Origin of the sequence: Pedobacter panaciterrae, assembly GCF_013204795.1 — a bacterium.
Classification (GTDB): Bacteria; Bacteroidota; Bacteroidia; order Sphingobacteriales; family Sphingobacteriaceae; genus Pedobacter; species Pedobacter panaciterrae.
This window is the reverse complement of record NZ_JABMKW010000008.1, coordinates 1,065,099-1,078,710: the sequence shown is the minus strand read 5'-3', so window position 1 is coordinate 1,078,710 and position 13,612 is coordinate 1,065,099. Positions and strand designations below refer to the sequence as shown.

Genomic DNA, 13,612 nt, shown 5'->3' with positions numbered 1-13,612 from the left:
GTGTTTTATTTGTGTGTACTCTAATTTATGAAATATAATCCGTTACTATCGTAACATTTTGAGCGAGAAAGCTTTACTAATCCATCTCCTGAAGTTCTTCAGGACGGATTTTGCGTTCCGGACGGTAGCCAATCAAAGCAAGGTTGATTTCGTCCTGTTTGTTGGGATTAATTAAACGCGAACAGTATGAATCGCCGTTTTCATAGCAGAAACTGATTACTACACGTTCCTTAGGATGATCGATCTCTGGCAATGTTCCTAAAACCTCATACAAATTGTTAAGTGCATGGCTAACATCATCCGTTTCAGGTAAAACAAATAAAATCTCATCTCTTTTAGCATCAAAATAGCTAATTGAGCGCCAGTTGCGGCCAAGATAATGTGCTTTTAGGTTTACTAAAAGTTCTGATTTATAAGGATGGTCCATTTAATAGTTTGCTTGCTTCCGCTAATATAGCAGTTTTGGCTTAATAATAGTTGAGGCTGGCATACTTTCTATATACCAGCCTCAATAAGATCTGCTACCTTACACGAAATTGATTTCCGCTTTTTAAGCTGCTAACTGTATCAGCCAATTTATCAATCTCTGCACAAGTGTTATAGAATGCCAAAGATGGTCGCACTGTTGCTTCCAATCCAAACCTTCTCAGTATGGGCTGAGCACAATGATGGCCGGATCTTACGGCAATACCTTCTTTGCTTAATGCCTCGCCAACTTCAGTAGTTGTAAATCCATCTAATACGAATGAAAGCACACTCGTTTTATTAGTTGCCGTTCCAATTAAGCGCAACCCTGGAATTTGCTGTAACTGCTTTGTTGCGTAGCCTAACAAAAAATGCTCATAGCTGTAAATATTGTCAATCCCAATCTTTTGAACATAGTCTATTGCCGCGCCTAAACCAACTGCATCCGCAATATTACCTGTTCCTGCCTCAAAAAGTGATGGCGCGGGATTAAACTGGGTATGTTCAAACGTTACATCTTTAATCATATTGCCGCCACCCTGATAAGGCTGTGAACTGTTTAACAACTCCTCTTTACCATATAATACACCAATACCTGTAGGCCCAAAAATTTTATGCCCAGAAAACACAAACCAATCTGCATTAAGTGATTGTACATCCGTACGAATGTGTGAAACAGACTGTGCGCCATCGGCAAGCACTTTTGCTCCCGCAGCATGAGCCATATCTACAATTGTTTTTGCCGGGGTTACCGTTCCCAATGCATTAGACACCAAGGTGAAAGAAACCAGCTTTGTTCTTGGATTCAGCAATTTTGCATATTCATCAAGAATGACTTGTCCATCATCATCTACCGGGATCACTCTTAGTTTTAAGTTCTTCTTTTTGGCCAATAACTGCCAAGGAACTATATTGGCATGATGTTCCAAATGGCTGATGATGATTTCGTCTCCTTCCTGAAGATATTGGGCACCCCAGCTATCTGCAACCAGGTTTATAGCCTCGGTTGTTCCGCGTACAAATACCACTTCATTTGCTGATCTGGCATTTATAAAGTGCTGTATCTTCTGTCTTGCTGCTTCATAAGCATCGGTAGAACGGGCAGCTAATTCATGGGCAGCGCGATGTATGTTGGAATTTTCATGTGTATAAAAATAGCTTAACCTTTCTATTACCTGTCGCGGTTTTTGGGTGGTTGCAGCGTTGTCCAGCCAAATCAGGGGTTTTCCGCTTACATACTCTGAAAGGATTGGGAAATCGTTACGAACAATGTTTACGTTAAATGCAGGGTAAGATTGGCCAGTTATTTCGCGGTAGTCTCCTTTGGCAAGCTTTTCTGCAGAAGAGAAGTAATATGAATGTTCTCCCAAAACTGCCGAAGGTGTAAATGGCAATTGAGAAGAAGGACTGTAAACATTAACTGCAGCCAGGGCTTTGCTCAATTCTTTCTCAAAGGGTCTGTCGTTTTCAAACGGCAGGGCATTCACTGATTTGGTGCCGGGTGAGATACCCCCACTTCCATGTGTGGAGGCAGGCACATGCCCCAGCCCCAGATTATTTGCATCCGGCAAACTTGTTTGCGGATCCAGAAGATCGACAGAATTTCCCTGATTAATTGCCAAAGGTGAAGATTGAGTTTTATCCAATGTTCCGGGAGCCGAGAAAAAAAGTTCATTTGCCAGTTTCTCTAAGAGATGTACATCTGGCAGTCCATTCGGACCATTAATTGTACCACTCATAACCTAGTATTTATATTCATGATATTTATTAATTTCAACATCGTCGAGTACAGCAATAGCATCATCTACCAAAACTGCCAGCGAACAGTAAAGAGATACCAGATAAGAAGCAATTGCTTTTTCATTGATCCCCATAAAGCGAACTGATAAACCAGGAGATTGCTCACCGGGAAGATCGGGCTGATATAAACCCACTACACCCTGACGGCTCTCTCCTGTTCTGATGAGCAATATTTTACTTTTATTATTTTCTATAGGCACTTTATCGGAAGGGATTAAAGGAATTCCTCTCCAGGTGATGAACTGAGAACCAAACAAAGATACCGTTGGTGGTGGTACGCCTCTGCGTGTACACTCCCTGCCAAAGGCAGCTACCGCTAGTGGATGAAGGAGGAAGAATCCGGGTTCTTTCCATACTTTAGTGATCAACTCATCCAGATCATCTGGTGTGGGTGCTCCTGAACGTGTAGAAATACGCTGAGAAGGTACAATACTGTGCAACAAACCGTATTCTTTATTATTGATCAGTTCGCTTTCCTGACGTTCTTTAATGGCTTCAATAGTAAGGCGCAATTGCTCACTGATCTGGTTGTAAGGTTTGCTATACAAATCGGAAACCCTGGTATGTACATCAAGCACGGTATTTACTGCACTAAGCAGATACTCACGTGGCTGTGCTACATAATCTACAAATGTGTTAGGCAATACACGTTCGTCTCTGTTAGAGCAATCTACATCCACTGATTCTCCTTCTTTTACTTTGTTCACTCTGTAAATCCCTGACTCTACGGGCGTCCAGCTTAAAAGATGAGGCAACCATCTTGGAGTAATAAATGATGCCTGCGGCACGGTACGGGTTGCAATAGCCAGCGGCCTTGCGGCAACATCACCTAATGCGGTTTGTGTTGGATTTAATTTTTCTGCCATGATTTGTTTAATTAATTATGTATAAATAGATCTATTACTTTAAATAATCCTTCCCTAAATATATAATTTATATATTAATTCTACGGAATTAGTAGACTATTTAATAAAATAGTTATACCTTAGTCAAATCATACACAATTTCTAATCGAAATTTGTTAGCTCGTCTGAGTTTTGTTTAAAATTTAAAGCCAGGTCGGATGACCTGGCTTTTTAAATTATAATTGGTTTAAGTGTGTTTTTATTTTACAAGGATCACATCATCGAAGTAGAAACTTTCATCTTGTTTTTCAGGGCCTTCTATCCAGAAGCCTAATTGTTTCATCGGACCTTTTTTCCAAAGTTCAAGTGTTGTCATCGGGATTTTAAAGTAAGTCCATACATTAGCAGGTACTATTATTGGAACGCTTCTATCTGAATTTCCATACCCCCCTGCCCTTGCATCGCCTGTTACATAAAGCGTATAGTCGGCCGAAGCTCCCTTAACCCAGAACGACAAATAATTATACTCTGGCATACTGGCTACACCATTCCAGTTTGCAAAACCATCTGCACTCCAGTTTCCTTTGTTATATCCTGCTTTAAAGGATTTGGTTCCACTTTTGGCAAAATCGGTTGATATTGAAGCGGGGCCCCATGATCCGTTTTCGAAACCATTACCATAATCATCTGTAAAGATCTTATAGGCTTTATCCAGATTCACAAATACCTGATTTGTGGTAATTGGCCCGGTAGAGTTGGTAAGTATTAGTTTTGCGCTGTTTACCGTAGTTGCAGGCATTTTAATTACCAGTTCTTTTTTGGATTGAGATACGATACTGGCCTCGGCCGCTGCGCCATCCAGCGTTATGCTGGTTACATCCTCAAGGTTGTTTCCAACCAGGGTAATTTCTGTGCCTTCAATAAAATTATAGTTAGAGGCTGTATTTACCAAAGGCAAAGCAACAACATTAAATGGCACTTTTAGCTGAACTCCAAGTCTGTTTGTTAAAATGATGTTTTGGGCACCACCATTTGCAGTATCAGGCACTCTAAATATCAATGCATTATCTGTATTTAGTGTTGGGTTAAATGAAGCAGGCACATTCCCTTTTTCAAAAACAATACTGGTCATATCGCCCAGGCCGCTTCCGGTTAAGGTGAGTACAGTATTTCCGCTTGCCCTTTCCGGATCAAGCTTATTGGCCACCGGACTATTGGATGCTTTACTGTTCGACTGCTCTTCTTTTGTGCAGCCTGTTATGGTTAATGCTCCTGCCATACATGCCAGCAGGAATATCTTTAGATTTTTAATAGTTTTCATATCTATTTATAATAAGCTACTGCAGGTTCAAGCAGTAAAGGATTAATAACTGTTTCTGGTTGTGGTACCGGAAGGTACAACTGCTTTGCCGAAGTAAGTGTGGCCTTAAAGCTGGTTAACTGGCCGTTACCACCTAATGTACCACGCTCCTGTGCGGCTATCATCTGCTGTGCCTTAGCAAATCCTTGTCTTTGGATGTCAAACCAGTAGTCGCCTTCAAATGCGAACTCTACTTTACGCTCGTGTAAGATATCATCAAGCGTGATGTTGGTTAAGCTTACCAGACCAGCACGGTTATGTACTTCGTTAAAGGCACTTAAAGCGGTAGCATCGCTGGTAGAGCCCCCTCCGGCCATTACTGCCTCTGCATAAATCAGCAATACGTCAGCGTAGCGAAGAATATAAGTAGAAATGCTGTTATGACTGTCGGAAGTTACTACTTCAGCGCTTCTGTTTGGTCCTACAACATATTTCTGAATATTGGAGCGGGTGCCTGTTTGAATTTTAAAATCGCTTGTTATCCCTGTAGTATCATAAGTAAATCCGTTAGGGAAATTGTCGTTGATCCAATCGGCTTTATGAAAGCCCTGCTGCATTACCGACCATCCTTTTCTACGGTCGCCGGTAGCATAACCTGTTGAAGCATTTAACATGTCGAACGACGGAACCACTGCTGAATAACCATTTCCTCCTGTTGGTTTTGGTTTTAACAAAGGTTGCGGACCTACGTAAAGCATGTACCTGTTTCCTCCGTTCCATCCCATAGCAGCTAACCATCTTAATGAAAACAACATTTCTTTGTTGTTTTTGTTGGCGATGTCTGAGGAGGTAAACATGCCCTGAAAATCAGGATTCAGGCCTATTCTTTTGGTTGATGTTGCATAGTCTATAACCTCTTTGGCTTTTAACCTTGCGTTTTCATAGTCCTTTAAGTAAAGGTAGATTTTGGCCATCATCCCTTTTGCTGAATATTTATTAACCCGACCATCCTGAGTTGCTATTTCGGGCAGGTTTTCTTCTGCAAACTTAAGGTCCTCAAGTGCAAATTTTAATACATCTTTTTGCAGGTATCTTGGTGTTGCAGGCGCCCCGGCTTTGGTTAGATCTACCGGGTTTTCTACTATGGGCGCATCACCAAAAGCACGGCCGATATAGAAGTACGCAAACCCACGGATAAACTTGGCTTCGGCAATACCTACATCCAGATAGGAAGGATCGGCCACCTGAGTTTTTTTATTCATAAAAGTATGAATCAGTACAGATGCCTGTCCGGCTGCCTTATAGCAAGACTTCCAGGTGTCCATTACTAGACCATCTGTACTTTGGATATTAAAATTATAAAATGAGTTGTATTGTGCGTTGCCCTGCACTCCGGTTACGGTACCGCCCAGCACATCACCTACAGATATAAAGGCTTTGTCAGACCAGTCGTTCCATACAGAATTGTACAAAAGTCCTGTGGCACCATTTACTTCGGCTGCTGTGGTATAATAATTTTCGGTGGTTGGTCCCGTTTCTGAGGGATTATCCAGGAAACTCTTTTTACAGGAAACTCCAATTAAAGCTACTGCAAAAAATATGATGATGAGATTTGTTTTCATTACTTTAATTTTTAGAGGTTAGAATTCAATGTTGGTACCCAGGGTAAATGTTCTTGGAACCGGATAATGACCATTGTCGATATTCATGAACCTGATGTTGTTATTAAGCGCTCCCAGTTCCGGATCGTAACCCGAATAATTGGTAAATGTGTACAGGTTTTGAACAGAAACGTAGAACCTGGCATTGCTCACCTTTATTTTGCTTATTAAAGATTTTGGCAGGTTATAGCCTAGCGCTACGTTCTGTATCCTTAGGTAAGATCCATCCTCAATGTACCGATCAGAAATTCTGTTGTTATTGTTGTGCCATTGATTATACCTTGGCAAATCTCCATTAGGATTGTTTGCAGAGTATCTGTTCAATACAGTAGTAAGCTGATTGTTGTAAGGAGAGCTTAATGCTTCGGTTTGGCGACGACTATAGTTGAAAATGTCACCTCCCTGGCTACCATAAATGAATATCGAAAGGTCAATTCCTTTATAGCTAAAGGTATTTGTAAAGCCGTAGGTGAAGTCTGGATTAGGATCGCCTATAACGGTAACATCCTTATCATCAACCACCTTATCGCCGTTTAGATCTTTAAACCTTACATCGCCCAGCCATAAGCTACCCGGAGCAATTGAGAGTCCGTAATCTATCCCATTGTTTAGCTCTGCCTGCGATCTGAATAATCCATCGGTAACATAGCCATAGAATGCACCAAGCGGGCGACCCTGTTGAGATAAGGTAACCAATGATTTGGTCCCATATTCATCAAAAGTACCAGGTAAAGTGGCATTAGGCTCGTTCATCCTGTTAAGGATATTTTTATACTTACTGAATATGATATTGGTTTTCCATGTAAAGTTGTTATTCTGAATGTTATAAGAAGTTAGTCCGATATCGAAACCAGTGTTGGTCATGCGGCCATCGTTTGTTGTTGGCGTTTTGATATCGTTCCATGCCGTTCCTAAACCAGAATAAGCACCAAGCTGAGTAGCCAGTAACATATCTGAGGTTACTTTTTTATAGGCATCAAAGCTGAACTCTAATCTTTTATTCCAGGTGGTAAGGTCTAAACCTGCATTGTAGGTATTGGTAGACTGCCAGGTAATTAACAGGTTATCTACGTTATCAGGCAATCCACCCGGACCAAATGGTGCAATAGGAAATAGTCTGATATTTGCAGAGTATAGGTTACCTGAGCCGGCATCCTGCCCACCCACTTCTCCATATCCGAATCTTAGCTTCAGATAATTAACATATTTGTTGTCTTTTAAGAAAGATTCGTTACTTGCTGTCCACGATGCCGAAACAGCCGGGAATGTACCCCATTTGTGGCCCGGGCCAAAGTTAGAAGATCCGTCTCTTCTTATTGTTCCGCTGATGGCGTACCTGTTGTCGTAATTATAGTTTAAACGTGCAAATACCGACTCCATACTCCATGTTGCCGCGCCAGCTCCTATACCTTGAGTATCGCCTGCATCACCGGCATTTAAATTTGGGATATTAAGAACCAGATTATCTCTGTTGGCATTGATAAAGTCGTATTTGGATCTTTGTGCCTCATGGCCTACCGTAGCAGCTATATTATGCTTACCAAAGGTTTTGTTATAATTAGCATAGTTTTTAATTGCCCAGTAAAGGCTGTTATTTCTTTGCTCTCTAAGCCTTGCCGGAGAAAGGATGACGGCTTTGGTTTCAGCATTTTGTACATATGGCTGAAATGCCCTATCGCTGCTCAGATTAAAATCAAAGTTACCCTCTGATCTGATGGTAAGACCACCTATGATGTTCAGATCTGCATATACTGTTCCGAAAGCTTTTGAAGATTGATTGCTTACATCACGCAACATTGCTAATGCAACCGGATTATTTGGATTTCCAAATGTGCTGCCTCCTATTACATTGGTAGAGATATAATTACCAAAAACATCTTTAACGGGAGTTACAGGACTATTATAAAGCACTGTACTGGTAACGGCATCGAAACCATCTGAAAGGCCGATCTGCTGATTGGTTCTGGACAGGTTTGCAGTGATACCTGTTTTTAACCATTTAGTAGCCTGGTGGTCTATATTAGCTCTTAGGGTTATTCTTTTAAACCCTGTTTTGATGAGAGTTCCTTCCTGATTAAGATAGCCACCAGAGAAATAGAACTGTGTTTTTTCTGTTCCTCCTGAAAAACCAAGTTGATGGCTTTGAGTAAATCCTCTTCTGTAGATCTCGTCCTGCCAGTCGGTACCCACACCTAATAAGGATGGGTTTTTAAACTCTGCAATACTATCCATTCCACTTCCCGGAACCCCTCTTACTTCTAAAACCAGAGCGTTCATGTATTCTGCATTTTGGCGCAGATTCATTACAGAAAGCTTTTTTGGAACTTCTGAAATACCAACATAAGAATCGTAAGTAATTTTACTTTGGTTGGCCCTGCCTCTTTTGGTATTGATGAGCACTACTCCATTTGCACCTCTGGCTCCATAAATGGCCTGTGCTGATGCATCTTTCAGGATATCGATGGTTTCAATATCGGCAGAGTTCAAGGTTGCCAGCACACTTTGCCCGGTTTGTCCGGAACCTCCACCTAAAAAGTTTTGTTCCAGGGAGCTGCTTTTAGAGTTCATAGGAACTCCATCTATTACGTATAAAGGCTCATTATTTTCGCCTGTTGAGGTAAGCCCTCTGATTCTTACGGAAACTCCACCTCCTGGCTGACCGCCATTGTTATTTATGGTAACACCTGCTACCTTACCTTGCAAGGCCTGATCTACGCCGGCAACAGGTAAATTTTTAATGTCCTTTTGGGAAACAGAAGAAATTGCTGAGGTTACTTCTGATTTACGCAATGTACCATAACCGATAACTACTACATCTGATAAGGTTGAAGTAGAGGATTCAAGGTTAGCGTTAATTACTGAGCCCGAACCTACGGTAAGTTCTTTTGTGGTCATCCCTACATAGGAAAATACAAGTACACTTGCATTTGAGGTAACCATGATGGAATACTTACCTTCATTATTAGTTAAAGCGGTGGTTTTGGTTCCCTTTACCACTACAGATGCACCGGGTAAAGTTGTTCCGCTTTCATCAGCAACAACACCCGTAACTATTCTATTAGAAGTACTTTGGGCGTAACCGGATTTGGTGATTCCGGTAAGTGTAAAGATCATGAACAGGATAAAAATCCATTCATTACAACTCGTTCTTGTCGTTTTCATGTTTGGTCGTCATATTTGGTTTAGTTAAGATCCCCAGGGGATGGGTTTCTATTTGTTAAAACTAGATACAACTGAATCCTGTATTGCTAAAAAAGGGGTACGCAAATGTTAACCTTTCGCAAAAAAGGCTACAAAGCGGTAATATCCGTGCTCTCAGCATATTTTGAAGGGAGCACATCAAATTCTTCTTTAAAAGATTTGACAAAATTCTTGGTGGTTTTAAAACCTACCTTATAACAGATCTGTGAAACGGTTAATTTTCCTTGCTCCAGCAGCTGCGCTGCCCGTTTTAAACGATAAGACTTGATAAACTCGAGCGGGGTTTTGCCGGTAAGTGCTACAATTCTTTTGTACAAGGTTACACGGCTTATCAGCATCAGGTTGCTAAGCATATCTACAGAGAAATTGCTATTCCCTATATTCTTTTCTATCTCCTGAAGAATCTGCTGCAGGAACTGTTCATCAGGGCTCTCCATTTCTATGGTTGCCGGTTGTACTTCTACCTGCTTCTGATAAAGCTTTCTGAAGGATTCCTGCTGAATTAATATGTTGCGGATTTTGGAGTTTAGGATTTCAAAACTGAATGGTTTGGTCATGTAGTCATTGGCCCCTGTTTCCAGACCCGTCAGCTCCTGCTCCTCGCCAGTTAAAGCGGTTAACAGCACTACTGGAATCTGGGTTGTTCTGGAATCGCCTTTGATCTTTTTGCAAAGTTCTATACCAGTCATTTCGGGCATAGAAATATCGCTGACAATGATATTCGGATGGTAGAATAATGCCTTTTGCCAGCCATCTTTTCCATTACCGGCTTCTATTACATTAAAGTCTTCCTTTAAATTATCTTTAAGATAAAAACGCAGATCGGCATCATCCTCAACAAGTAATACAGTTGCTTTTTTAGAAGAGATCGTAACGTTTGCTTGCTGATTGTTTAACGTATCCTCATTAGCAATTAGATTATCTACAAAGTTATCCGTTGGATTGCTTTGATGTCTAAGTTCCTCGAATGGCAGCAAAATGGTAAAGCAACTGCCAATGTTTTCATCGCTCTCTAAAAAGATCTCGCCACCGTGAAGTTTTACAAACTCTTTGGTTATTGCCAAACCTATTCCACTACCCTGATTAATGATAGATTCTGGAATATCATTCTGAAAAAAGCTTTCAAATATCTTCTCCTGTTTCTCTTTTGGTATACCTATTCCGGTATCGCGAACTTTAATCTCAACCATGTATTGGTCGATCATAATACAGTCTACAGACACATTTACCTTGCCGTTATCCAATGTAAATTTAAAGCTGTTAGAAAGCAGGTTAAAGAGAATCCGCTCTATTTTATCATGATCAAAATTTACATCAAGCTTCTCGTAAGTAGCATTAAAGGTTAACTGGATGTTTTTCTGTTCGGCGAGATCCTTAAAGGAATAAGTAATGTCTCTGATGAACGAAATGATATCGCCAGGTCTTTTTTGAAGTTTGATCTCTTTAAGCTCCATCTTTCTGAAATCGAGCAGCTGGTTTACCAGGTTGAGCAGACGCTTTGCGTTTTTCTGTATCAGAGAGACCTGCTCTTTAATCAGATTATCTGATGATCCTTTCAGGATTTTGTCTATTGGTGCTAGAATTAAAGATAATGGCGTTCTAAATTCATGACTTACATTGGTTAGGAATTTGATTTTCATAGCATCCAGCTCTCTGTACCTCATTGCTTCTAAACGTTCATTATCAAGCAAGCGTTGTGATTCTACTTTCTCTTGTTCAATCAGTCTCTGAACTTTTTGTTTTTCTTGCTCAGCAGCAAATTGCTGCTTTAGTTGCTGGATACCGCGGTATCTGAAATAGTACAATGCACCGCCTATGGCCAGAAAATAAAGAATATACGCCAATGTAGAAGTATACCATGGGTTCAGTATCCTGATCCTTAAGGTTACCGGTTTAGCATCAGAAATGTTTTCGGTACTTGATGCCCGTACCTTAAAAACATAATCGCCCGGATCAAGGTTTGTATAGGTGGCCTTGCGTAAAGTATTATCTGCAGAAATCCATGTCTTATCAAATCCCTCCAGCATGTACTGATGTTTCACTTTATGAGGGCCAATGTAATTTAATGATGCAAACTCTATGGTAAATACATTTTGATCGTGGTTTAAGGTAAGCTCTTTAGTATCAAAAATTGATTTTTTAAGTATTACCCGGCCATCAATTGCAGTGTTTGCTGTTACACTCTTATTGAACAGTTGAAAGTCGGTTATAAAGAGTTTAAAGGTTTGATTATAAGATTTAATTAAAGAAGGTTGGAAAATATTGATCCCATCAGGACCTCCAAATGCAAGTTCTCCGGTTCTTAGTTTTACGGAGGCAATTCGGTTAAATTCCTTACCCTGCAGGCCATCATTCTCATCAAAATTCTTGAAAATGAGGTTAAGTTTTTTGTTATAAGTAACCGATATCTTTGATAAGCCGTTTGATGTGCTTACCCAAAAGTCACCTTGATTATCTTCCTGAATGTCCATGATGTTATTATCAGGCAATCCATTTTCGATGGTATAATTGTAAAAGGTTTTGGTTTTGGGATTATAAAGGCTCAAACCATCTCTTGTTCCTATCCAGAGGTAGCCCCTGCTGTCTTCAATAAAGCTGTTAATGTTGTCGTTGATCAGGCTGTTATCGTTTTTTGGATCGTTTACTATCTTGATAAACTTTGTCCCTCCTTTTGGCAATACATTCATCCCATAGGATGTACCTGCCCAAATGTTTTGATGCGAATCTTCCAGTACCTTAAATACATAATCGGAACTAATTAGACTCAGGTTCTGCGTATATCTTTTAAATTTCTTTGTGGTTCTGTTGAAAAGGTTTATTCCACCTCCCATGGTGCTTATCCAAAACCGATTTGATGAATCTTCCAGAAAATCAGAAACCTTATTATCGCTTAAACTTTCAGGATCTGAGGCGTTGTATTTGTAATGGATAAACTTACCATTATCCATGTAATCGAAACCTCCGGTATAGGTTCCAATCCATAATTTTTCAAAACGGTCTATATAAATAGCAACAATGGCATCGTGAGACAGGCTATTGTTGTTTGAAGGATCGTGCCTGTAGGAAGTGAATTTATGGGTACTCCTGTTATAATAAACCAGCCCTTTGCCATTGGTACCAATCCAGATATTACCCAGCTTATCTTCGGCCATCCTGTTAATATCACTATGTATTAAGCTATTGGGATCAGAAGAGTGCTTAATGAGGTTAAACTTAATGATATTTGGGTGGTAAAAATTGATCCCTTTTCTGAAAGTACCTATCCAAATCATACCCATATTATCGTAATAGATACTGGAAATACTGTTCTGGCTTAAACTTTTGCTGTCATTTTCATTGTTAAGGATATACCTGATGCTGAAGTTTTTCTTATCGATAAGGTTAATACCTCCATGATCGGTGCCAATCCATATGTTGTCGCTATTGTCTTGAACAATACCCGTTACAATATCAGAGTTCAGTTTAAGTACAGGTGAGCTTTTACTGATCTTATTCAGTACATTTTTTACAGGATCAAAGTAATAAATACCTGTGGAAGTGGATATATCGTAGATCCATATCAATCCTTGTTTATCTATAAAGATCTTATAGGTATCGCTTTCTTTGTTTGAGAACTTGCTCGACAGATCTATTCTTTGCACAACAATATCCGTGTTCTTTTTCAGCATCTCCAATTTTCCGTCGGAATGAATAAGCCATGCATTTCCGCTTTTATCCTCTGCAATATCAATAATTGGGCTTGCCGAAAGACTGCTCTCTCTTCTGATTTTATGTGCTATATAGTTAGTTTTCTTTGTTACCGGATCGTATTTATATAATCCGGATGCGGGAGAAATAAACCAGAATGCGCCTGAAACACCCTTTTTTAGCGCTCTGATGGTGGTTCCCGGAACCCCATATTTTGAAAGCTCCGGTTGTATATTGTGATCAAATAATTCGGTTACAGGATCATAAACATCCATTCCGGCCCTTGTTTCTATCCACAACTTATGATCGGGGCCTTGCGTTATAGAACGAACATCACTATCGCTTATGGTAGATTTGTTTTTTATCCTGTGCCGGTATACTTTAAAGCTATATCCATCAAACCGGGCAAGGCCAGCAAGTGTTCCCAACCAGATAAATCCTTTATCATCCTTGTAAAAGCAATTTACATCGTTATGCGGCAAACCATTATTAATATCCAGATGGGAAAACTGATACTGGTTATACTGTGCAGAGGAATGTATGCTGGTAAACAGCAGGCATACCCCTACCAAAAGCAGTATTTTCAATTTGTGTCCCATTCGTTCTATTCGGCCGTTATCGCTATTTTAAAGCTGATTGTCAATATACAAATA

General features: G+C 40.2%; 7 protein-coding genes. All 7 read right to left on the bottom strand.

Features of this window, described 5'->3' with window-relative positions:
* Positions 1–76: 76 nt before the first annotated feature.
* The 7 genes from HQN86_RS06710 to HQN86_RS06680 all read right to left on the bottom strand — a co-directional run bounded on the left by HQN86_RS06710 (position 77) and on the right by HQN86_RS06680 (position 13,558).
* Positions 77–427 (bottom strand): hypothetical protein, encoded by a 351-nt coding sequence (locus HQN86_RS06710; RefSeq protein WP_172660218.1) that lies wholly within the window; start codon positions 425–427, stop codon positions 77–79.
* Between the two features lie 94 nt (positions 428–521).
* Positions 522–2,204: a family 2A encapsulin nanocompartment cargo protein cysteine desulfurase gene (locus HQN86_RS06705; RefSeq protein WP_172660217.1), complete on the bottom strand. Its 1,683-nt coding sequence runs from the start codon at positions 2,202–2,204 to the stop codon at positions 522–524.
* A gap of 3 nt (positions 2,205–2,207) precedes the next feature.
* Positions 2,208–3,131: a family 2A encapsulin nanocompartment shell protein gene (locus HQN86_RS06700; protein WP_048906269.1), complete on the bottom strand. Its 924-nt coding sequence runs from the start codon at positions 3,129–3,131 to the stop codon at positions 2,208–2,210.
* Between the two features lie 238 nt (positions 3,132–3,369).
* Positions 3,370–4,431 carry an IPT/TIG domain-containing protein gene (locus HQN86_RS06695; RefSeq protein WP_172660216.1) on the bottom strand — a complete coding sequence of 354 codons (1,062 nt, stop codon included), beginning with the start codon at positions 4,429–4,431 and terminating at the stop codon, positions 3,370–3,372.
* A gap of 2 nt (positions 4,432–4,433) precedes the next feature.
* Positions 4,434–6,032, bottom strand: coding sequence for a RagB/SusD family nutrient uptake outer membrane protein (locus HQN86_RS06690; RefSeq protein WP_172660215.1), 1,599 nt, complete (start codon positions 6,030–6,032; stop codon positions 4,434–4,436).
* Between the two features lie 18 nt (positions 6,033–6,050).
* Complete coding sequence (locus HQN86_RS06685; RefSeq protein ID WP_246269454.1) at positions 6,051–9,233, bottom strand: SusC/RagA family TonB-linked outer membrane protein; 3,183 nt, start codon at positions 9,231–9,233, stop codon at positions 6,051–6,053.
* Between the two features lie 128 nt (positions 9,234–9,361).
* A complete protein-coding gene (locus HQN86_RS06680) occupies positions 9,362–13,558 on the bottom strand; it encodes a hybrid sensor histidine kinase/response regulator transcription factor (RefSeq protein ID WP_172660214.1) in 4,197 nt (1,398 codons plus the stop codon).
* Positions 13,559–13,612: the final 54 nt, after the last annotated feature.

Bases quoted from the DNA above. Each gene is read 5' to 3' on its own strand.
- HQN86_RS06710 (WP_172660218.1), bottom strand. From the start codon at position 427: ATGGACCATCCTTATAAATCAGAACTTTTAGTAAACCTAAAAGCACAT.
- HQN86_RS06705 (WP_172660217.1), bottom strand. From the start codon at position 2,204: ATGAGTGGTACAATTAATGGTCCGAATGGACTGCCAGATGTACATCTC.
- HQN86_RS06700 (WP_048906269.1), bottom strand. From the start codon at position 3,131: ATGGCAGAAAAATTAAATCCAACACAAACCGCATTAGGTGATGTTGCC.
- HQN86_RS06695 (WP_172660216.1), bottom strand. From the start codon at position 4,431: ATGAAAACTATTAAAAATCTAAAGATATTCCTGCTGGCATGTATGGCA.
- HQN86_RS06690 (WP_172660215.1), bottom strand. From the start codon at position 6,032: ATGAAAACAAATCTCATCATCATATTTTTTGCAGTAGCTTTAATTGGA.
- HQN86_RS06685 (WP_246269454.1), bottom strand. From the start codon at position 9,233: ATGAAAACGACAAGAACGAGTTGTAATGAATGGATTTTTATCCTGTTC.
- HQN86_RS06680 (WP_172660214.1), bottom strand. From the start codon at position 13,558: ATGGGACACAAATTGAAAATACTGCTTTTGGTAGGGGTATGCCTGCTG.